The sequence below is a fragment of the Streptomyces sp. NBC_00523 genome (assembly GCF_036346615.1).
Lineage (GTDB): Bacteria > Actinomycetota > Actinomycetes > Streptomycetales > Streptomycetaceae > Streptomyces.
The window spans coordinates 6,922,839-6,944,374 of sequence record NZ_CP107836.1 but is presented as its reverse complement, the minus strand read 5'-3'; the positions used below and the strand labels follow the sequence as shown (position 1 = coordinate 6,944,374).

Here is a 21,536-nt window from a genome sequence, read left to right as displayed (position 1 = left end):
TCGTTCACTCCCCCGACGTTAGACCTGGGTGAGGGACGTCGCGAATCGATCTCTGGGGGGGCGCCTGCGGCGGGCCTTGTCCCCTACCCGCCCCTTCCGGAAACCGGGGCTCCACCCCGGACCCCGCTCCTCAAACGCCGGAAGGGCTGAACGGCGGCCTACTCGAACGCCGCTGCTGCCTCCTTCAGGGCCTGGGCCACCGCCTCCGGCGAGTCCGGGCCCGGGTCTCCCGGGGTGAACGTCACCGAGCGCAGACGCCCCCGGTACGGGAAGGAGCGGTGGCGTTCGAAGAGGGGCCAGGAGATGGGGGATTTGCGGTCCACGCCGATGCTGATGCCCTGGAAGGGGGCCATGCCGATGAGCTGGTGGACGCTGGGCGGGGTGGCCCGGGTCTCGCCGTCGGCCTCGATCCGGAAGCTCCAGCGCAGGCCGCGCTCGGCGGTGGCCACGAGCCGGACCGTGTGCCCGCCCGGTGCGAGCGGACCCGCGTCCGTCTCGTGGAGCACGCCGTACTCGTTGTACGCGAAGTGCAGACGGCCGCCCTCCACGTACAGGCTGTAACCGCCGCCCTGGTCGCCGTGCGAGACGAGGACGCCCTCGCCCGTCTCCTCGATCGCGACGGTGACCTCGAAGGAGCGCAGCGAGACCAGCCGGGAGGAGCGGTAGCGCTCCAGTTCGGGGGTGCCGGGCAGCAAGGTGAGGGGGCGCGACAGCCGCTGTTCGGCGGGGTTGCGGCGGGCGAGGGCGCCGCTGCCGTCGGGGAGCGGGAAGACGCCGTTGCGCCAGGCGGCCTTCTCCCAGGCCGCCGAGAGCTCCTTGACCAGGCCCGGGTGTGCGGCGGCCAGGTCGTGGATCTCGGTCGGGTCGGTCCTGATGTCGTAGAGGGCCCACTCGGAGTCGTCGTAGGGGGCGCCGGGGCGGTGCAGGGTGACGAGTTTGCGGCCGTCGCGGTAGTAGCTGCGGTTGCCGGTCATCTCGCAGTACTGCTCGGGGTGGGTGGAGAGGTGTTCCGGGTCGGCGAGTACGGGGGCGAAGGTGACGCCGTCCGGCTCCTGGAGCGGGACCCCGCGCCGGCGCTCCGGCCGTTCCAGACCGGCGAGTTCGAGGAGGGTCGGGGCGATGTCGGTGACGTACTGGTACTGCGGGCGGGTGCCCGGGGTGAGCCGCCCTTCGCGGGCGCCCCTCGGCCAGGACAGGACGAACGGGACGCGCACCCCGCCCGCGTACGTGTGCCCCTTGTAGAGCCGGAACGGGGTGTTGGACGCCATGCCCCAGCCGCGCGGATAGTGCACCAGGCTGCGCGGGCCGCCGATCAGCCCGGGGTCCCGGTCGACGTCGGGGGTCCAGTCCTCGGGCAGGGCCGGGTGGTGGACGAAGCGGCTGAAGTAGGAGCGGGTGCCTTCGGCGCCGCCCTCGCCGGTGCCTCCGTTGTCGGAGGTGAAGACGATGATGGTGTTGTCGAGCTCACCGAGGGCTTCGAGGGTGGCGGTGAGCCGGCCGAGGTTCTGGTCGATGTTGTCGACCAGTGCCGCGTACACCTCCATGTAGCGCGCGTACAGCCGCTGTTGCTTCTCGGTGAGGCTGTCCCAGGCGGGCACGTCCTGCCCGGCCTCGCTGTTGCGTTCCGGGAGTTCGGTGCCGGGCGGGAAGAGGCCGTCGGCGATCTGGGCGGCGAAGCGGCGGTCGCGCAGCGCGTCCCAGCCCTCGTCGTAGCGGCCCCGGTGGCGGGCGATGTCCTCCTCCTTGGCCTGGAGCGGGCCGTGGACGGCGTTGTGCGCGAGGTAGAGGAAGAAGGGTTTGTCCGGGTCGTGGGCGCGCAGCGACTTCACCATGGAGATCGCCTGGTCGGTGATGTCGTCCGTGTAGTAGTAGTCGTCCGGGAACTCGTCGATGTCCAGCGGGCTGTTGTCGCGCACGAGTTGGTGCGGGTGGAAGAGGCTGGTGAGCCCTTCCAGGACGCCGTAGTACTGGTCGAAGCCCTTGCGCAGCGGCCAGTTGTCGCGGTCGTCGGCGGCGTTGGAGGCGGAGTCGCGGACCAGGTGCCATTTGCCGACGGCGTAGGTGGCGTAGCCGGAGTCGTGGAGGAGCTCGGCGAGGGTGGGGATGTCGTCGGCGATCTCCATGCCGTAACCGGGGAAGCCCGGGTCGGAGTTGGCGACCATGGCGTAGCCGACGCGGTGCGGGTTGAGGCCGGTGAGCAGGGCGGCGCGGGCCGGTGAGCACAGCGGCATGGTGTGGTAGTTGCTGAGCCGTACGCCGTCCTCGGCGAGGGTGTCGAGCACGGGGGTGGGGATCTCGGAGCCGAAGGGTCCGATGTCGCTGTAGCCCATGTCGTCCACGAGCACGACGACGATGTTCGGGGCCTTCTCCCCCGGTGTCCGGGGCGCCGGCCAGGCGGGCTCGGAGGCGGCGAAGGTGCGGCCGATGCGGCCGGGGAAGCCGTCGTAGGGGTCGCGGCGGGTGCTGGTGGTCATCGGCGGGTGGCTCCGTCACGGGTCGGGGTGGGCGGCTCGGGGGTGCGGTCGGTCATGCGAGGGCTCCCGTCTTCTCGGCGTGCCCGGTCCGGGCCGCCGGGGGTACGGGTTCGGGCGCGGCGGCGAGCAGGGCGCGGGTGTACGGATCGCGGGGGTGCTCGCACACCTCGTCGGCGGTGCCGGTCTCCACGACCCGGCCCCGGTGCATGACGGCGATGCGGTGGCTGATCTGCCGGACGACCGCGAGGTCATGGGCGATGAAGACGAGGGAGAGGCCCAGGTCGCGCTGGAGGTCGGTGAGCAGGCCGGTGATCTGGGCCTGGACGGAGACGTCGAGCGCGGAGACGGGTTCGTCGCAGATGAGGACGGTCGGCGCCGGGGCGAGCGCGCGGGCGATGCCGATGCGCTGGCGCTGGCCGCCGGAGAAGGAGCGCGGGTGGCGTCCGGCCACGGCGGGGTCCAGGCCCGCCAGCTCCAGGAGCTCCGCCACCCGCTCCCGGCGCGCCTCCCGGTCGCCGATGCCGAACGCGACGAGGGGTTCGGCGACGATCTCGCCCACCGTCATGCGCGGGTTGAGCGAGGCGTAGGGGTCCTGGAACACCATCTGGACCTGGCGGCGCACCGCGTGCAGCGCCCGGCGCGAGGGCCGGGTGACGTCCTCGCCGCGCAGCCGCAGGGTGCCGTCGTCGGCGGTGTGCGCGTGGGCGAGGACCCGGGCCAGGGTGGACTTGCCGGAGCCGGACTCGCCGACGATGCCCAGCGTCTCGCCCTCCCTGAGCGTCAGCGACACCCCGTCGAGCGCGGGCACCCCGCGTCGCCGGGCGCCACGTCCCCCGTACGTCTTGGTGAGCCCGTCCGCCTCCAGCACGACCGCTCCGGGCGCGGGGCGGTCGATGCGGACGGGCGGGGCCGGGGCGGGCAGGGGTTCGGTGCGTCCGGCGGCGGGGAGGCAGGCCACCCGGACGTCACCGGCCACCCGTGCGAGCGGCGGGGTCGCGGTGCGGCAGCGGTCCTCGGCCAGGGTGCAGCGCTCGGCGAAGGCGCAGCCGTCCCCGAGGAGCGTGAGGTCGGGCGGGCTGCCGGGGATGCCGGTGAGCCGGGTCCCGGACGGGGTGGCGAGGCGCGGGACGGCCGCCAGGAGCCCGGCGGTGTACGGGTGGCGGGGGCGGGTGAGCACTTCGGCGGTGGGCCCGTCCTCGACCACGGTGCCGCCGTACATCACAAGGACCCGTTCGCAGGCGCGGGCGACGACGCCCATGTTGTGGGTGATGAGGACGAGGGCGGTACCGGTCTCGCGGTTGAGGTCGCCGAGCAGGGTGAGGATCTGGTCCTGGACGGTGGCGTCGAGCGCGGTGGTCGGCTCGTCGGCGAGGAGGACGTCGGGTTCACCGGCGAGGGCCATGGCGATGAGGATGCGCTGGCGCTGGCCGCCGGAGAACTGGTGCGGGTGGTCGTCGGCGCGGCGGTGCGGGTCGGGGATGCCGACCCGGTCGAGGAGTTCGACGGCACGGGCGCGACGGGCGGCCTTGTGGTGGTTGCCGTGGGCGCGCAGGGCCTCCTCGATGTGGCGGCCGGCGGTGAGGACGGGGTTGAGGGCGGTCATCGGGTCCTGGAAGACCATGCCGATGCGGGCGCCGCGCACCGCGCGCAGCTCGGCCTCGTCGGCGGCGGCCAGGTCGCGGCCGTCCAGCCGGACCGTCCCGGTGGTGATGCGGCCGGTGCCGGGGAGCATGCGGTTCAGGGCGAGCGCGGTGGTGGACTTGCCGGACCCGGACTCTCCGACGACGGCCAGGGTCTCGCCCCGGCGCAGGGTGAAGGAGACCCCGCGCACGGCGCGCAGCGGTGAACCGTCGGGGGCGGTGAACTCGACGCCGAGGTCGCGGACTTCCAGCAGCTCGGGGGCGGTCATCGGCGTATCTCCCGGTTGAGCGCCTCGGCGATGAGCGAGAGTCCGAGGACGAGCGCGGTTACGGTGATCAGGGGGCCCGCGGCGAAGTGCGGGGACTGGGCGAGATAGGGCATGGACTGGCTGAGCACCGCGCCGAGGGTGGGTTCGGGCGGCCGGACGCCGACGCCGAGGAAGCTCATCGCGCCCTCGATGAAGACGGCGACGGTCAGCGAGACGGCGATCTGCACCACGAGCGGGTCGGCCGCGTTGGGCAGGATGTGCCGGACCAGCACCCGGCTGCTCGAACCGCCGCCGACCCGGGCGGCGGTGACGTACTCCCGTTCCCGCTGTACGAGGACGCCGCTCCGCAGCAGCCGGCCGAAGACCGGGACCTCGGCGAGGGCGATGACGAGCACGACGGGGACGCGTCCGGGGCCGAGGATCGCGGTGACGGCGAGCGCCAGGATCAGCCCGGGGAACGCGAGGAGCAGGTCGAAGACGCGCTGGACGACGGTGTCGGCGACCGGGTGGGCGGCGGCGGCCAGGGCGAGCAGGCAGCCGAGTACGGCCCCGGCGGGCACGGCGATCGTGATGATGGTGAGGTCGGTGCGGATGCCGTACAGCACCCGGCTGAGCAGGTCGCGCCCGAGGTCGTCGGTGCCCAGGAGGTGTCCGGGCGTGCCGGGCCCCGCGAGGCTCTGGCCGCTCTGGTCGGTGGGCCCGTGTCCGGCGAGCAGCGGTGCGAGGAGCCCGGCGAGGACGACCACGCCGACGAGGACGAGGCCGGTGCGGGCGCGGGCGGTGGACAGGGCGGTGCGGTACGGGTGGCGGGGGCGGGCCGTGGCGCGCGGCTTGCGGGCGGCCGGGGGCGGCGCGACGGCGAGGAGGTCGGTCGTCTGGGTCATCAGGGTTACTCCCACCTGATCCGGGGGTCGAGCCAGGCGTACACGAGGTCGGTGAGCAGCTGGACGAGGACGAAGACGCCGACCAGGAGCAGCAGGAGGTCCTGGACGACCGGGTAGTCGCGGCGCTGGAGGCCCTGCTCGGCGAGTTGTCCGAGGCCGGGCCAGGCGAAGATCGCCTCGACCAGGACGGCCCCGCCGAGCAGGTTCCCGACCTGCATGCCGAGCAGGGTGACGACGGGCGGCAGGGCGTTGGGCAGGGTGTGGCGCCAGAGCAGGCGGCGCGGGGCGATCCCGGCGGCGGTCGCGGTGCGGATGTAGTCCTCGGCGAGGCCGCGTTCGATGCCGTCCTTGAGGTAGCGGCCGAGCACGGCGGCGCTGGGCAGGGCGAGGCAGAGCGCCGGCAGCACGAGGTACTGGGCGGCGAGGTCCGGGGCCATCAGGAAGGCGACCCGGCCGCCGGGCGGCAGTACGGGGAGCGCCACGGCGAAGACCAGGACGAGCAGCACGCCGCTGACGAACGGCGGTACGGCGAGGGCGGCGGTGGTGATCACGCGGACGGCTGCGGTCAGCCACCGGTTGCGCGAGGTGGCCCCGATGACGCCGAAGGCCGTACCGAGCACGACCACGAACACCAGTGCAGCGAGGGTGAGTTCGGTGGTGGCGCCGAGTCCGTCGCCGATGAGGTCGGCGGTCTGACCGCCGATCGCGTACGAGGGTCCGAGGTCGCCCTTCAGGAGCGAGCCGATCCAGTGGGCGTACTGGGAGAGCAGGGGTGCGTCGAGGCCGAGCCGTTCGCGGATCGCGGCGACGGTCGCCGCGTCCGCGTCGGGTCCGGCGAGCGAGGTGGCGGGGTCGCCGGGGACCAGCCTGAGGATGGTGAAGATGAGGAAGGAGGCGGCGACCAGGACGAGGAGGGCGGACGGCAGCCGCCGGATCAGGTAGCTGCGCATGTCACACCAGGTAGGCGTTGTCGAGGTTGAGGTAGGAGAACTTGTTGAGCGTGACGCCGTGCAGCCGGGCGGCGGAGACCTGGAGCTGTCCGCGTACGACGAGGTCGATGAGGAACGCCTCGTCCAGCAGGATCGAGGAGATCTTCTGGTGCAGCGCGTTGGCGGCGGCCGAGTCGGTCTCCGGCTCGGTCCACGCCTCCTGCACGACCTTGGTGTAGGCGGCCGAGCGGTACTTGGAGGTGTTCTTCGCCTCGTTGAAGGGGTACGCACTGACGGCGAGGGTGGAGGGCTGCACCTGGGCGAATCCGTGGCCCAGGGACCACAGGGCCGGCATGCCCTGCGAGATCAGCTTCTTCTGCGCGGTGGCGCCGTCGGTGGGCTGGAGCGTGACGTGGACGCCGACCTGCTTGAGGTCGTACTGGATGGACTCGGCGATGGCCGTCTCGCCGGGCAGCGCGATGTGCAGCATGGGCAGGTCGAGCCTGGTGTGCCCCGCGGACTTCAGGAGTTCCCGGGCCTTGGCGGGGTCGTGGGTGTAGTGGGTGCGGTTGGCCTCGCTGTAGGCGGGTGAGGACTTGGGCCAGGGCGCGGCGGAGGCGAGGCCGTAGCCGCCGAGGGTCTGGGCGACGAGCCGGTCCCGGTCGACGGCCCAGGCGAGGGCCTGGCGGACGGTGCGGTCGTTCAGCGGGGCGACGGTGGTGTTGACGCCCAGGTAGACGGCTCCGGCTCCGGTGTCGTAGTCGCTGATGGTGAGCCCGTTGTCGGTCTTGACGACGCCGACGCTCTTGCCGGGCACGTCGAAGGAGAGCTGGGACTGGCCGGAGCGCAGGGACGATATCAGCGCGTCGGCCTGGGCTATGACCCGCAGTTCGACGCCGTCGAGGTAGGGGCGGCCGGGCTGCCAGTACGTGTCGTTGCGGGTGAGGCTCAGACCGGAGCCGGGGCTCCACTTCTTCAGCTTGAAGGGGCCCGTCCCGATGAACTTCCTCCCGGCGACGGCGTCCTCGACGCTCTCCGAGTCCGTGATGATCATGAACTCGAACAGGTCGAAGAGGTTGTTGACCGGGTGCGCCAGCTTGAGCACCAGCTCGTGGTCGCCGCGTTTTTCGAACCCGGTGACCGTGGCGGCCGTGCTGCGCAACTGGGCGGCGCGCACCGGGTTCTGAAGATTCTTCACCGCGAAGATGACGTCGTCGGCGGTGAACTCGCGGCCGTTGTGGAAGGTGACGTCGTCGCGCAGCCGGAGCGTGATGCTGCGCCCGTCCTTGGCGTACGTCCAGGAGGTGGCGAGTTCGGGTTTCGGGTGGAGGCGGTCGTCGTAGCGGGTGAGGGTGTTGTAGATGAGGCGTTGCTGAAGGGACTGGTTGCTCTGCGCGAACAGCAGGGCGGGCGTGAAGTCGGCGTTCACGGCGACGTTCAGCACACCGCCGCGCCGTGGTGCGGCGCTCGCGCCCTGCGGGGCGGACGAGGTCTCCGACACGGCCGAGCGGCATCCCGCGAGGCCCAGTCCGAGGAGCAGGGCGCCGCCGCCCGCGGCGCGCAGCGTGGAGCGCCGGGACGGTCCGGAGGGCGTGAGGGGGTACAGCTCGGTCATCGATGCCTGCCTGTGACGGTGGGAAAAGGGAAGGTGGGAGCGCGCGGCGGTGCACGTCCGCGTATTCGTTCCGCTGCGGGAGGAATGGAGCGAGGGAGATGCGCTGCGCGAAAGGCGCACCGGACCGGGCCGCTGCGGCGGCCGTACGGAATCGGCGCGGGTAGGCGTCGGGGCTCCCGCGACGCACGGGAGCGGGGAAGCCGGAGGGGAGAGGCGATTCCCGGGTCTCAGCGGGTGGTTGTCACCCGTGGGAAGCCAGCGGGGCGGGGGCCATTCGGCCACGCGCCGCGGTCCGGGTCAGCGGCGGACGGCACAGACCGCGCTGGCCTGTCGACAGAGGTCGACGTGCCTGCGGGAGACGAGGCGCTTGTCCGGGTTCACGGGAGCAATATGACAGCGGCCTCGCCGGACGGTCAACCTGCCTTGTCCGCATCCTGGTACGAAGCGCTTTCCGTCCTCCGGTGGCCGGCTACCGCACCGACGCCGCCAGAGGGCTTCTGAACAGCGGGTTCAGGACGACGGCACCGGCCGCGACCGGGAGGACGGCCGTCCCGGCATGCGGACTGACGATGCGTTCGGGGTCCCGGCAGACGTGCGAGTGGTCGACCGCGGCGCCCCTGATCTCCTCCAGGTACTCCGGGTTGGTCAGGCTGGCGTGCTCGGTGACGACCACGAGGTCGGGGTTGAGGACGTCGAGCAGCAGGGCCGTCGCCCGGCCCACCGCACGGGCCCGCTCGCGCAGCAGCCGGTCGGCGCGCCGGTCACCGGCCGCCGCCGCGTCCACCACCAGAAAGGCGTCGGGCCAGGGCACGATGCCGCGCCGCACGGCGGTCCGTGCCATCGCGGTGTTCGAGGCGGTCGCCTCCAGGCACCCCGAACGCCCGCAGGGGCAGACCACCGTGGAGTCCGGCACTGGGAGGTGGGCCACGTCCCCGGCACCGGACCCGGGGCCCTGGTGCACCACCCCGGTGATGCCGAGCGCCGCGTCGACCACGTTGCCGATGAACAGGTGGACCAGGCTGCGCCGCGCCTCGGGCCGGCCGAACAGGATCTCGGACTGGGCCACGGCCCGGGCGTGGTTGTCGACGCGCACCTCCGGGCCGTCCAGCCCACGGGCGAGTTCGGCGGCGAGCGGGCGGCCGGCCCAGCCGAGCGAGGCGTGCCGCACGGCCGTGCCCGAGCCCGGCTCGACCCAACCGCCGAGGGCCGCGCCCACCCCCAGCAGCGGCCGGTCGCGCCGGACGTCGTCCAGGAAGGCGCGCAGCCCGCGCGCGATCCTCGGCGGCAGGTCCCCGGCGGCGATGCCGTCGTGCGGGAAGGTGCGCCGGTCGAGCAGCCGGCCGCGCAGGTCCAGCAGGCCGAACGTCGACGCGGGCACGCCGATGTGCACGCCGGCGACCAGGGGCCCGCCGCTCTCACCGGTGTGCAGGTCGACCGGGATCTGCGGCCGGCCCACCCCGTTTCCGGCGCTCAGCTCGGGCAACTCCCGGACCAGGCCCAGCCGTACGAGATCGGTGCACTGGCGCGACACGGCGGCCTGGCTCAGCCCGGAGCGGTCGGCGATCGTCCGGCGGGCGACGGGTCCGTGGTCCAGGACGGTGCGCAGCACGGTGGCGGCGTTGGTCTCGCGCCTTCCGTCACCGGTCGCGCGGAAGAGGCGGGGGGCGGCGGTCATGAGGGCCTTCCTTCGGTCCTGCGCCGGTGGGGCGCTCGCAACGTTACGGCGGCGTGAATTCGCACGGGGCCGGTGACCGGGCCCGGAGGCGGCGCCCGCGCACTGCCCGGGTGATCGGGTGAACTCGCAGGCCAGCAAGGGTTTTTCGGCTCCGTCGGGGATGTCCGGTGGCCCCGTGCAGGCGCCGATTGAACCACTCCCGTACGCCCCGCGGGGCGGCGGCGGGCGCTTGACGTACCCGGCGGGGCGCTGCGAGTCTCCGGGACATGTTCGCGACGGCACTCACCGATGCGCGGCCCGCCCGCGCCGGCCGCCCCGCCCCTCAGCCCGTGTGTCCGGGCCGCTGTACCGCCGCCTGACCTCACCGGCGTACCACCGCACCACCCCTCCCTCTCCCGAGCCGGTCACCCCGCGCGTTCTCGCTCCGGGAAGTGCACCGTCTCCGCCCGTGGGCGCCTCCCGCCCCAATTAATTCCGCTCCACAAGTAATTGGCTTGCCACCGGCCGCGCCCTGCGCCCGGCCGTGACGGGCACCTCCTCGAAGGGAAACCCCATGTCCTCCACCACCACCGCCCCCGCCGTCACCGTCCAGCAGCTCGGCGGCCGCATCGGCGCGGTCATCTCCGGTGTCCGGCTCGGCGGCGACCTCGACCCGGAGACGGTCGCCGCCGTCCGGGCCGCGCTCCTCGCCCACAAGGTCGTCTTCTTCCGGGAGCAGGACCACCTGGACGAGGACAGCCACGAGGCGTTCGGCCGGCTGCTCGGCACGCCGGTCGCCCACCCGACCGTGCCGTCCGCCGACGGGCGGTATTCGCTGGGCATCGACTCCGACCACGGCGGCCGGGCCAACCAGTGGCACACCGACGTCACCTTCGTCCCCGCCTACCCGGCCTTCTCCATCCTGCGGGCCGTCGTGATCCCCCCGTACGGCGGCAACACCCTGTGGTCCAACACGGCCGCCGCCTACGCGGAGCTGCCCGAGCAGCTGCGCACCCTGGCGGACGGGCTGCGGGCCGTCCACTCCAACGACTACGACTACGCGGCGGTGCGGCCCAACGCCCTGCCGGAGGCGCTTCAGCAGTACCGGGAGGTGTTCACGTCGACCAAGTTCCTCACCGAGCACCCGGTGGTCCGCGTGCACCCCGAGACGGGCGAACGCGTCCTGCTGCTGGGCAACTTCGTGCAGCGGATCAGCGGGCTGAACGGGCGCGACTCGCGGGCCCTGGTCGAGCTGTTCCAGTCGCACATCGAGCGCCCGGAGAACACCGTGCGCTGGGACTGGCAGGTGGGCGACGTGGCGATCTGGGACAACCGCGCCACCCAGCACTACGGCGTGGACGACTCCGACACCCACGAGCGCAAGCTCCGCCGCGTCACCATCGACGGTGACGTGCCGGTCGGCGTCGACGGCCGCTCCTCCACGCTCATCAGCCCCGAGGCGGTGCCGGACCCGTCCTTCGGCATCCCGTCCGGCGCCTCCACCGCCGAGGCGACGGCTGCGTGAGCGAGCACTCCCCGATCCCGGAGGGCGGCGTCCCGGCGCCGCCCTCCGGGGCACGCCCGCAGGTGATCGTGGTCCTCACCGACCAGCAGCGCTGGGACACCGCCGGGGTGCACGGCAACCGGGCCGGTGTGACACCGGAGTTCGACCGCATCGCGCGCGAGGGCACCCTCTTCGAGCAGGCGGTCACGCCCAACCCGGTCTGCGCGCCCGCCCGTTCGTCGCTCCAGACCGGCCGGTACCCCACGGCCACCGGTGTCTTCCGCAACGGGCTGCCGCTCCCCGGGGACATTCCCACGCTCGCCGGTGAGTTCGCGGCGGCCGGATACACCACCGGCTACATCGGGAAGTGGCACCTGGCGGGCGACGACAACCCCGACGGGCCGGTGCCGGCCGCCCGCCGGGGCGGTTACGGCACGTGGCTTGCGTCCGACCGGCTGGAGTTCACCTCGGACGCGTACCGCACGGTGGTGCACGACGAGGACGGCGCGCCGGTGCGGCTGCCCGGCTACCGCTCGGACGCGCTGATCGACGCGGCGATCCGGTTCGTCGCCGACCACCACGACCGGCCGTACCTCCTCTTCCTGTCGCTGCTGGAGCCGCACCACCAGAACCCCACCGACGACTACCCGGCCCCGGCGGGCTACCGGGAGCGCTACGAGGGTGCCTGGCTGCCACCCGACCTGGCCGCGCTCTCCCCGGGGGCCGAGCAGGGCGGGGCGCACCGCCACCTCGCCGGGTACCTGGGCCAGATCAAACGGGTCGACGAGGGGGTGGGCCGGCTGCGCGACGCCCTGCGGAGCCTGGGCACCGAGGAGAACACGGTCCTGGCCTGGACGGCGGACCACGGCTCCCACTTCCGTACCCGCAACAGCGAGTACAAGCGCTCGGCCCACGAGGCATCGGTCCGGGTGCCGCTGGCAGCCACCGGGCCCGGCTTCAGCGGCGGCGGGCTCGTCCGCCGGCCGGTCTCCACGGTGGACCTGATGCCGACCCTGCTCGCGGCGGCCGGCCTCCCGGTCCCGTCGGGCGTGCAGGGGCGCTCCCTGCTGCCGCTGACCGGAGGGGGCCGCGATCCCGAACGGCCCGGTTCCGTGTTCGTCCAGATCAGCGAGGACCGGGTGGGGCGCGCGGTGCGCACCTCACGCTGGAAGTATGCGGTGGAGGCACCGGACGCGGACGCCTGGAACGACCCGGGCGCGGACCACTACACGGAGACGGAGCTGTACGACCTGGCGGCCGACCCGTACGAGCTGGACAATCTCGTCGGCCTCGACTCGCACCGCGCGGTCGCCGATGAACTGCGCCGGGAGCTCCTGGACTGGCTGGTGCGGATCGAGGGCGCGGAGCCCGCCGTCGTACGGGCGGCGGCACGCCCGTCCGGGCAGCGCCGCGCGGAGTCCTTCCCGTCCGCAACGCCGTGGGAGGGGGTCCGGTTCGGCCACAGCCCGCGCGGGTGACACCGGGGGCGGGCGGGGTCTCCCGCCGCCCCCGGACTGGACTTGCCGGTCCATTTTTGCCTTTCTACGGTGGCCTGACTCACCGCGGCACACGGGTCGCGGTGACGGCTCATGGAGAGGCACACCCGATGCACGCGATCCGCATCACCGAGCACGGCGGCCCCGAGGTCATGGCCTGGACCGAACTCCCGGACCCCGTCCCCGCCCCCGGCGAGGCCCTGGTCCGCCTCGGCGCCGCCGGGGTGAACTTCATGGACGTGGGCGCCCGCAAGGTGGGCGGCCCGGGCTGGGCCGCCCCGACCGTGCTCGGCGCCGAGGGCATGGGGTACGTGACCGCGCTCGGCGAGGGCGTCGAGGATCTGGCCGTCGGTGACCGGGTGGCCTGGTTCTACCACCCGGGCAGCTACGCGGAGCTCCTGTCCGTCCCGGCGGACCGGCTGGTCAAGGTGCCCGCCGAGGTGCCGGACGAGACGGCGGCCGCGGTGATGATGCAGGGGCTCACGGCGAACCACTTCACCACCGAGACGTACGCCGTCGGCCCCGGCGACACCGCCGTGGTGCACGCCGCCGCCGGTGGTGTGGGGCTCATGCTGACCCAGATGATCAAGGCGCGCGGCGGCCGGGTCATCGGCCTGGTCTCCCGCCCGGAGAAGGCGGCCATCGCCGAGGCGGCCGGTGCGGACCACGTCCTGGTGTCGTCCGGGGCCGGGTTCGAGGACCGGGTGCGCGAGCTGACGGACGGCGAGGGCGCCCATGTCGTGTACGACGGGGGCGGGACCTCGACGTTCCGGTCCTCGCAGCTGGCCCTTCGCCTGCACGGGGTGCACGCCTACTACGGCCCGTTCATGGGCGTACCGTCGCTCTCGGTGACCGACCTGCCGAGCAGCATCCTGCTGTCGTACCCGACCGTGCAGGACCACGTCCCCACCCGGGAGGCGCTGGTCGCGCGGACCGGGGAGGTCTTCGCGATGGTGCGGGCGGGACAGGTGTCCCCGCGCATCGGCGGGCGGTACGCGCTCTCGGACGCGGCGCGGGCCCACAGCGATCTGGAGTCCCGCCGAACCACCGGAAAGCTGCTGCTGATTCCCTGACCTCACGCACGGACCCGTTCATGACCGCGGAGAAGGAGAGACATCGTGCCGCTGACCGCCAAGGGCGCCGCGACCAAACAGCGCATCGTCGAGGGCGCCGCCACGGCGATCCGGCGGCACGGTGTGTTCACGCTGACGCTCGATGACGTCCTGGCCCTCACCTCGACCAGCAAGAGCCAGCTGTTCCACTACTTCCCCGGCGGGAAGGACGAGTTGATGCTGGCCGTCGCCCACCACGAGGCGGACCGGGTGATCGGCGACCAGCAGCCGGAGCTGAGCGCCCTCACCTCGTGGCCCGCCTGGCTGCGCTGGCGCGACAAGGTCGTCGCCCGCTACCGCGAGCAGGGCCGGGAGTGTCCGCTCGACATCGCCGTCTCGCGGATCGGCCCGGCCTCGTCGGGCGCGCAGGCCGTCGCCACCGAACTGCTGCAACGCTGGCAGGACGCGCTGGCCGCCGGAATCCGGCACATGCAGTCGATCGGCGAGATCGACGCCGACCGGGACGCGGACCGCTCGGCGGCGGCCCTGCTGGCCGGGATCCAGGGCGGTGTGGTGATCCTGCTGTCCACCGGCGGCCCGGGCCACCTGGAGGCGGCCCTGGACCAGGGCATCGCCGACCTGCGCCGACGGGCGCGCGCCTGAATCGGAAGGCCGTGAACGGGGACGGCTGCTAAGATCGACGGGCCGTTCAGCGTGTACGAGGAGACCAGACATGGCAGGCGACGACGACATCTCCGGGTGATCCCGGAGCTCCATAGCCGCAGCGGGCGCCCAGGGCGCCGCCGCAGTGGCCATGTCGTTGTTCCCTCAGACCATTTCTCCGGGGCCGTGGTGTCTGCCGTCCCCGGATTCACACGCGAGGTCCCGTATGTCCGACGCATCCCTCATCTGCTCGAACCTCTCCTTCTCCTGGCCGGACGACACCCCGGTCTTCTCCGGCCTGTCCTTCAGCGTGGGCAGCGGCCGCACCGGTCTCGTCGCCGCCAACGGCTCCGGGAAGAGCACCCTGCTCAAGCTGCTCGCCGGTGAGCTGAGGCCGGGCGCCGGTTCCGTCACCGTCGACGGCACCCTCGGCTACCTCCCGCAGAGCCTGCCCCTGACCGGGGACCTGTCGGTCTCCGAGGTCCTGGGCGTCGACGCGGTGATCCGCGCGCTGGACGCCGTGGAGTCCGGTGACGTGGACGAGAAGCACTTCGCGGTCATCGGCGACGACTGGGACATCGAGGAGCGCACCCGCGCCCAGCTCGACCGGCTCGGCCTGGACGGCATCGCCCTGGACCGCAGCATCGGCACGCTCAGCGGAGGGCAGGTCGTCTCGCTCGGCCTCGCGGCCCAGCTGCTGAAGCGGCCGGACGTCCTGCTCCTCGACGAGCCGACGAACAACCTCGATCTCGACGCGCGGCTCCGCCTCTACGACACGCTGGAGTCGTGGAACGGCACGCTGCTGCTCGTCAGCCACGACCGCGCGCTCCTGGACCGCATGGACCGCATCGCCGAACTCGGCCCGTCGGAACTGCGGCTGTACGGCGGCAACTTCACGGCGTACGAGGAAGCCGTGCGGGCCGAGCAGGAGGTGGCGGAGAAGAACGTCCGCAACGCCGAACAGGAGCTGAAGCGGGAGAAGCGCGAGATGCAGCAGGCCCGCGAGCGGGCCGACCGGCGCGCGAGCAACGCGGCCCGCAACCTCAAGAACGCGGGCCTGCCCCGCATCTTCGCCGGGAACATGAAGCGCGGCGCCCAGGAGGCCGCCGGCAAGTCGGGCCAGACGCACGCCGCCCGGGTCGGCGAGGCACAGGCCCGCCTGGACGAGGCGGGGCGTGCGGTACGTGACGAGCAGCGCATCACGCTCGATCTGCCGGACACCGATGTGCCCGCCGGTCGCACCGTGCTGCTCGCCGAAGAGCTGCGGGTGCGTCTCGGCGGCCGGGAGCAGTTCTCCGGCGAGGGCGTCGGGCTGACGATCCGGGGCCCCGAGCGCATCGCGCTGACCGGGCCCAACGGGGCCGGCAAGAGCACCTTGCTGCGGCTGGTCAACGGGGACCTGGAGCCGGACGGCGGGTCGATCCGGCGGGCCGACGGGCGGATCGCGTACCTCTCGCAGCGCCTCGACCTGCTCGACCTCGGGCGCACGGTGGCCGAGAACTTCGCCGCGTACGCCCCGCACCGGGAGGAGGCCGAGCGCATGAACCTGCTCGCGCGCTTCCTCTTCCGCGGGGACCGCGCCCATCTGCCGGTCGGCGTGCTGTCCGGAGGCGAGCGGCTGCGGGCCACCCTGGCCTGCGTCCTGTGCGCGGAACCGGCCCCGCAGCTGCTGCTCCTGGACGAGCCGACGAACAACCTGGACCTGGTGAGCGCCGGCCAGCTGGAGAGCGCGCTCGCCTCCTATCGGGGCGCGTTCGTGGTGGTCAGCCACGACGAACGGTTCCTGGAACGGACCGGAGTGACAAGGTGGCTGCGGCTGGCGGACGGGGAACTGCGGGAGACGGGGGCACCGGAAGCATGAGCAGCGCCCTCCATGCCCACGACCTGGTCCGCGTCCTCGGTACGAAGCGTGTCCTGGACGGGGTTTCACTCACCGCGTCGCCCGGCGACCGCATCGGCCTCATCGGTGAGAACGGTGTCGGCAAGTCGACACTCCTGCGGCTGCTCGCCGGGGTGGACGAGCCCGACGCCGGGCAGGTGACCCGCCCCGAAGATGTGGGGTTCCTGCACCAGGAGATGCCGTTCGACGCGGACTCCACCCTCGCGGGCGTCCTGGACGACGCGCTGCGCGAGGCGCGGGCCGATCTCGCCGAGCTGGACCGGCTCTCCGGTCTGCTCTCCCGTACGCCGGAGGACGCTCCGGAGCACGCCGAGCTCCTGGAGACGTACGGCGGACGGCTCGAACAGGCGGAGGAGCGGGAGGTCTGGGACGCCGACCGGCGCGCGGCCGTCGTGCTCGACGGGCTCGGGCTCGGCTCCCTGCCGCACGGTCGGACGATCCGCTCGCTCTCGGGCGGGCAGCGCGGCCGGCTCGCGCTCGCCGCGCTGCTGGTGCGGCGGCCGGCCGCCCTGATCCTTGACGAACCGACCAACCATCTGGACGACGAGGCCGCCGCGTTCGTGGAGGAGCAGTTGCGGACGATGCCGGGACCCGTGGTGGTCGCCGGCCACGACCGGGCGTTCCTGGACGCCGTCTGCACGGACCTCATCGACCTGGATCCGGCGGTCGACGGGCCCGTACGGTACGGCGGCGGGTACAGCGCGTACTTGGCGGAGAAGCGGGCGGAGCGGGCCCGGTGGGAGCGCCGGTACGCCGAGGAGCAGGAGGAGATCGGGGAGCTGCGCCGGTCGGCGGCGGTGACCGCGCGCCAGGTCGCGCCCGACCGGGGGCCCCGCGACAGCGAGAAGATGGGGTACGGGGTGCGGGCGGGCCGGGTGCAGAGCCAGATCGCGCGCCGGGTCCGCAACGCGACCCGCCGCCTGGACGAGGCGGAGCGCGGCCAGGTCGCCGAACCGCCCAGTCCGCTGCGGTTCCGGTACCCCGAGCGGGCCCGGCCGTCCGAGCCGGGCACGCTGGTGTCCCTGCGCGGGGTGCGGTTCCCCGGCCGGCTGGCCATCGACGAGCTCGACGTCGGGGCGTCCGACCGGCTGCTGGTCACGGGCGGCAACGGCACGGGGAAGTCGACGCTGATCGCGGTGCTCGCGGGCCGGCCGGTGGCGTTCGGTGAGGTGGTCCGGCGGCCGGGTCTTACTGTCGGGGTGCTCGCGCAGGACAGCGTGTTCGCCCGGCCGGACCGTACCGTCGCCGACACCTACGTGCGGGTGCTGGGCGCCGACCGGGCGGAGCTGGTGCCGTTGGTCTCGCTCGGGCTGCTGCGCGAGGCGGACCTGGGCAAGGAGGTGCGGCAGCTGTCGGCGGGCCAGCGGCGCAGGCTCGCGCTCGCGCTGCTGATGGCCCGCCCGCCGGAGCTGCTGCTCCTTGACGAACCGACCAACCACCTCTCCCCCGCGCTGTGCGACGAGCTGGAGGAGGCGCTGGGCCCCGGACCGGGCGCGGTCGTGGTCGCCAGCCACGACCGCTGGCTGCGGCGTCGTTGGCGGGGGCGTGCGGTGCGGCTGGGTGATTAGGGGGTGTCGGCCGCCGCTCGCAGGACGCGGTCCGGGCGGATCGGCAGTGCGCGGTGGCGTACGCCCGTCGCGTGCCACACCGCGTTGGCGATGGCGGCGGCGACGCCCACGATGCCGATCTCGCCGATGCCCTTGATGCCGACGGGGTCGCCGGGCACCGGGTCGTCCACCCAGTCCGCCTCGATGAGCGGCACATCGGCGTGGGAGGCGACGTGGTATCCGGCGAGGTCGGCGTTGACGTGGCCGCCGGTCGCCACGTCGCGGACCGCTTCCTCGTGGAGCGCCATGGACAGGCCCCAGGTCATGCCGCCGATGAGCTGGCTGCGGGCGGTGAGGGGGTTGACGATCCTGCCCGCCGCGAAGATGCCCAGCAGGCGGCGGGCCCGGACCTCGCCGGTGGTGACGTCGACGGCGACCTCGGCGAACTGGGCGCCGAATGAATGCCGTTCCTGCTGCGGCAGGGCGGCGATGGCGTCGGCGGTGTCCGCGCGGGCGGTGATCCCCTCGGGCGGGATGCCGCCGCCCAGTGCGAGCCGTTCGCGGAGGTCGGCCGCCGCGAGGCGCACCGCCCAGCCCCAGGAGCGGGTGCCGGTGGAGCCGCCCGCGATCATCGCGTGGCCCAGGTCGCTGTCGCCGATGCGCACCCGCACCAGGTCCGGGTCCGCCCGGAGCGCTTCGGCGGCGACGAGTGTCATGGCGGTGCGGGCGCCGGTGCCGATGTCCGACGCGTTGACCCGTACGGTGAAGGTGCCGTCGGCCTCGGCGGTGACGGCGGCGGTGGAGCGGCCGACGCCCGAGGGGTAGGAGGCGGCGGCCGTCCCGGTCCCGAGCAGCCAGCGCCCATCGCGGCGCAGGCCGGGGCGCGGATCGCGGTCCGCCCAGCCGAACCGGCGGGCGCCCTCCTCGAAGCAGGCGAGCAGGTTGCGGCTGCTGAACGGCAGGCCGGAGACGGGTCCGGTGACGGGTTCGTTGCGCGCCCGCAGGGCGAGGGGGTCCACGCCGCACTTCTCGGCGAGTTCGTCGAGGGCCGACTCGATGGCGAAGGAGCCGGGTGCCTCGCCGGGGGCGCGCATCCACGTCGGCGTGGGCACGTCGAGCCGCAGGATCCGGTGCCGGGTGCGGTGCGCGTCGGCGTCGTACAGCACCCGGCCGAGCACGGCGCTCGTCTCGATGAACTCATGCACGTGGGACGTGAGGTTCAGCGCCTCGTGGTCGAAGGCGCAGAGTCGGCCGTCGGCGTCTGCCGCGACCCTGACGCGCTGGGCGGTGGGGCTGCGGTAGCCGACGAGCGAAAACATCTGACGGCGGGTCATGACGACGCGTACGGGCCGGTGGAGGGCGGTGGTCGCCATGACGGCGGCGACCTGATGGACGCTCAGGCCCTTCGATCCGAAGGCTCCGCCGATGTGTTCGGAGCGCACGCGCACCGAGGCCGGGTCGAGCGAGAAGAGCTGGGTGAGTTCTCCGGCCACCCAGGAGCTGCCCTGGTTGGAGTCCGTGACGTCGAGCCGGCCGTCGTCCCAGCGGGCGGTCGCGGCGTGCGGCTCCATCGAGCAGTGGTGTTCCTCCGGCGTCGTGTACTCCGCGTCCACGACGAAGGCGGCTCCGTCGATCCGCGCCCGGAGGTCCCCCTTCTCCGTGTCGGCCCGCACCATCGGGGAGTCCTCGGGCCGGTAGGCGTCGGCGCGCCCGGCGCGGAACGCCACGTCGTGCGGTTCCTCCTCGTAGTTGACGACCAGCGCTTCGGCGGCCTCCCGGGCCTGTTCGGGGGTCTCGGCCACCACGAGGGCCACCGGCCAGCCCACGAACGGCACCCGGTCGTGCTGGAAGAGCCCGACGACCGGGTTGGGGCGGCCGAGCATGCCCACGTAGCCGGTGTCGACGCGCGGGGCGTTCCCGTGGTGGAGGACGGTGAGCACGCCCGGCAGGGCGAGGACGGGCTCGTCCGCCACGGCGGTGATCCGGCCCCGGGCGATCGTGGAGAGGACCAGCCAGCCGTGGGCGAGCCGGGCGAAGGGGATCTCGCCCGCGTAACGGGCGGTGCCGGTGACCTTGTCGCGGCCCTCCACCCGGGCACGGCCCGAACCCACGGCTCCGGTGGCGGTGGTGGTGCCGGTCGTCGTGGTCATCGGGCGGCCTCCTCGGTGAGTCGGGTGAGCTCGGCGACGACGAGGTTGCGCATCAGCGTCACCTTGTAGCCGTTCTCGGGCAGCGGCCGGGCGGCGGCCAGTTCGGCCTCGGCCGCCGCGGCGAACGCGGTCCCGTCGGCCGGGCCGCCGGTCAGTGCCCGTTCGGCGATGCGGGCCCGCCACGGCCGGGAGGCGACGGCCCCGAACGCGAGGCGGACGTCGCGGACGACTCCGTCGCGTACGTCGAGGGCGGCGGCGACCGAGCCGATCGCGAAGGCGTACGAGGCACGCTCGCGCACCTTGCGGTAGCGGGAGTGCGCGGCGGCCGGGGCGGGCGGCAGCGTGACGCCGGTGATCACGGCTCCGGCGGGGAGCGCGGTCTCGATGTGCGGGGTGTCGCCCACCGGAAGGTAGAACTCCTCGACCGGCAAGTCGCCCGGTCCGTCGGCCGTTTCGTACGAGACGACCGCGTCGAACGCCGCGAGCGCGACCGCCATGTCGGAGGGGTGCGTGGCGACGCAGTGCTCCGACGCGCCGAGGATGGCGTGGTTGCGGTGGTCGCCCGCGCGGGCGGGGCAGCCGGTGCCGGGGGCCCGTTTGTTGCAGGGTTTGGCGAGGTCGGCGAAGTAGCCGCAGCGGGTGCGCTGGAGGAGGTTGCCGCCGACGGTGGCCATGTTGCGCAGCTGCCCGGACGCCCCGGCGAGCAGCGCCTGGGACAGGGCCGGATAGTGACGCCGTACCTCGGGGTGGGCCGCCAGGTCGCTGTTGGTGACGGTGGCACCGATGCGCAGGCCGTCCTCGGGGCTGAACCGGACCTCGTCCAGAGGGAGTTCCCGTACGTCGATGAGGAGGCTGGGGCGCTCCACGCCCGCCTTCATCAGGTCGACCAGGTTGGTGCCGCCGCCGAGGAGCCGGGCGCCGGGGTCGGTGCCGAGGAGGGCCACCGCTCCGGCGACGTCATGGGCTCGTTCGTAGCCGAACTCCCTCATGCGACCGCCTCCTTGGCCTGGTCGGCAGCGCGGGCGACCGCCTGCACGATCTGTGCGTACGCCCCGCAGCGGCAGAGGTTGCCGCTCATGCGCTCACGGATCTCGTCGGCGGTGAGCGCGGGCGCCCCGGCCCGCACGTCCTCGGTGACGGCGCTGGGCCAGCCGGCGGCGTGCTCCTCGATGACCGCGAGGGCGGAGCAGATCTGGCCCGGGGTGCAGTAGCCGCACTGGTAGCCGTCGAGGTCCAGGAACGCCTGCTGCACGGGGTGCAGGCGGTCGCCGTCCGCGACGCCCTCGATGGTGGTGATCTCGCGCCCTTCGGCCGCCACCGCGAGCTGGAGGCAGGCCACGGCCCTGCGGCCGTCGAGCAGCACCGTACAGGCGCCGCACTGGCCCTGGTCGCACCCCTTCTTGGTACCGGTCAGGTCGAGCCGCTCGCGCAGCGCGTCGAGGAGGGTGGTGCGGTGGTCGACGGTCAGCGTGTATTTTTCGCCGTTGACGCGCAGGGTGACGGCGCTGGACGTCGATGGGGCCATGATCAGCCTTCTTTCGCAGGTGCTTCGAGCGCTCCGCACCCGACGGCGAGCGGCCGGTGCGGGAGGCGGAGAGCGCGGCGTGCGGGTGGGGGGCCGACGGAAGCCGGTCGGTCAAGTGGCCTGATCCGGCGCTGCGGTGGAGACAAGCGGACAGCTGTCCGCTTGGTTGTCGAACCTAACGGACAGCTGTCCGGCGAGCAAGGCCGTCCCCGGCCGCGGCTCGGGAGGGGGGAA

The 21,536-nt window shown here is 73.4% G+C and carries 16 protein-coding genes; 6 read left to right on the top strand and 10 right to left on the bottom strand.

Annotation, left to right across the window (positions count from 1 at the left end; all coding sequences use genetic code 11):
* Positions 1-158 precede the first annotated feature (158 nt).
* The 7 genes from OHS17_RS31250 to OHS17_RS31225 form a co-directional block, all read right to left on the bottom strand.
* Positions 159-2,474 carry an arylsulfatase gene (locus tag OHS17_RS31250; protein ID WP_330314891.1) on the bottom strand — a complete coding sequence of 772 codons (2,316 nt, stop codon included), beginning with the start codon at positions 2,472-2,474 and terminating at the stop codon, positions 159-161.
* Positions 2,475-2,526: 52 nt separating this feature from the next.
* Positions 2,527-4,383 carry an ABC transporter ATP-binding protein gene (locus OHS17_RS31245; RefSeq protein ID WP_330314890.1) on the bottom strand — a complete coding sequence of 619 codons (1,857 nt, stop codon included), beginning with the start codon at positions 4,381-4,383 and terminating at the stop codon, positions 2,527-2,529.
* A complete protein-coding gene (locus OHS17_RS31240) occupies positions 4,380-5,267 on the bottom strand; it encodes an ABC transporter permease (RefSeq protein ID WP_018099764.1) in 888 nt (295 codons plus the stop codon). The genes OHS17_RS31245 and OHS17_RS31240 overlap by 4 nt, the downstream gene beginning before the upstream one ends.
* Positions 5,268-5,272: 5 nt before the next feature.
* Positions 5,273-6,217 carry an ABC transporter permease gene (locus OHS17_RS31235; protein WP_330314889.1) on the bottom strand — a complete coding sequence of 315 codons (945 nt, stop codon included), beginning with the start codon at positions 6,215-6,217 and terminating at the stop codon, positions 5,273-5,275.
* Between the two features lies 1 nt (position 6,218).
* Positions 6,219-7,811 carry an ABC transporter substrate-binding protein gene (locus OHS17_RS31230; protein ID WP_330314888.1) on the bottom strand — a complete coding sequence of 531 codons (1,593 nt, stop codon included), beginning with the start codon at positions 7,809-7,811 and terminating at the stop codon, positions 6,219-6,221.
* Between the two features lie 297 nt (positions 7,812-8,108).
* A complete protein-coding gene (locus OHS17_RS33930) occupies positions 8,109-8,192 on the bottom strand; it encodes a putative leader peptide (RefSeq protein ID WP_361031313.1) in 84 nt (27 codons plus the stop codon).
* An 88-nt stretch (positions 8,193-8,280) separates the two neighbouring features.
* Complete coding sequence (locus tag OHS17_RS31225) at positions 8,281-9,486, bottom strand: ROK family transcriptional regulator (RefSeq protein ID WP_330314887.1); 1,206 nt, start codon at positions 9,484-9,486, stop codon at positions 8,281-8,283.
* A gap of 553 nt (positions 9,487-10,039) precedes the next feature.
* Here OHS17_RS31225 and OHS17_RS31220 point away from each other — a divergent pair.
* The 6 genes from OHS17_RS31220 to OHS17_RS31195 all read left to right on the top strand — a co-directional run bounded on the left by OHS17_RS31220 (position 10,040) and on the right by OHS17_RS31195 (position 17,648).
* Complete coding sequence (locus OHS17_RS31220; RefSeq protein WP_330314886.1) at positions 10,040-10,990, top strand: TauD/TfdA dioxygenase family protein; 951 nt, start codon at positions 10,040-10,042, stop codon at positions 10,988-10,990.
* The gene (locus OHS17_RS31215) at positions 10,987-12,447 is read left to right on the top strand and encodes a sulfatase-like hydrolase/transferase (protein ID WP_330314885.1); all 1,461 of its coding nucleotides are present in this window, start codon (positions 10,987-10,989) and stop codon (positions 12,445-12,447) included. Before OHS17_RS31220 ends, OHS17_RS31215 begins: the two co-directional genes overlap by 4 nt.
* A gap of 128 nt (positions 12,448-12,575) precedes the next feature.
* Complete coding sequence (locus OHS17_RS31210) at positions 12,576-13,538, top strand: quinone oxidoreductase family protein (protein ID WP_330314884.1); 963 nt, start codon at positions 12,576-12,578, stop codon at positions 13,536-13,538.
* Between the two features lie 45 nt (positions 13,539-13,583).
* On the top strand, positions 13,584-14,180 hold the full coding sequence (locus tag OHS17_RS31205) for a TetR/AcrR family transcriptional regulator (RefSeq protein WP_330314883.1): 597 nt from the start codon (positions 13,584-13,586) through the stop codon (positions 14,178-14,180).
* Between the two features lie 226 nt (positions 14,181-14,406).
* Positions 14,407-16,041: a ribosomal protection-like ABC-F family protein gene (abc-f, locus tag OHS17_RS31200; protein WP_330314882.1), complete on the top strand. Its 1,635-nt coding sequence runs from the start codon at positions 14,407-14,409 to the stop codon at positions 16,039-16,041.
* Positions 16,038-17,648 (top strand): ABC-F family ATP-binding cassette domain-containing protein, encoded by a 1,611-nt coding sequence (locus OHS17_RS31195; RefSeq protein ID WP_330314881.1) that lies wholly within the window; start codon positions 16,038-16,040, stop codon positions 17,646-17,648. The genes abc-f and OHS17_RS31195 overlap by 4 nt, the downstream gene beginning before the upstream one ends.
* Here OHS17_RS31195 and OHS17_RS31190 read toward each other — a convergent pair.
* The 3 genes from OHS17_RS31190 to OHS17_RS31180 are packed head-to-tail and all read right to left on the bottom strand — an operon-like array spanning position 17,645 to position 21,302.
* Positions 17,645-19,777, bottom strand: coding sequence for a xanthine dehydrogenase family protein molybdopterin-binding subunit (locus OHS17_RS31190; RefSeq protein WP_330314880.1), 2,133 nt, complete (start codon positions 19,775-19,777; stop codon positions 17,645-17,647). The genes OHS17_RS31195 and OHS17_RS31190 overlap by 4 nt on opposite strands.
* On the bottom strand, positions 19,774-20,766 hold the full coding sequence (locus tag OHS17_RS31185; protein ID WP_330314879.1) for an FAD binding domain-containing protein: 993 nt from the start codon (positions 20,764-20,766) through the stop codon (positions 19,774-19,776). Before OHS17_RS31185 ends, OHS17_RS31190 begins: the two co-directional genes overlap by 4 nt.
* The gene (locus OHS17_RS31180; RefSeq protein ID WP_330314878.1) at positions 20,763-21,302 is read right to left on the bottom strand and encodes a 2Fe-2S iron-sulfur cluster-binding protein; all 540 of its coding nucleotides are present in this window, start codon (positions 21,300-21,302) and stop codon (positions 20,763-20,765) included. The genes OHS17_RS31185 and OHS17_RS31180 overlap by 4 nt, the downstream gene beginning before the upstream one ends.
* Between the last annotated feature and the right edge of the window lie 234 nt (positions 21,303-21,536).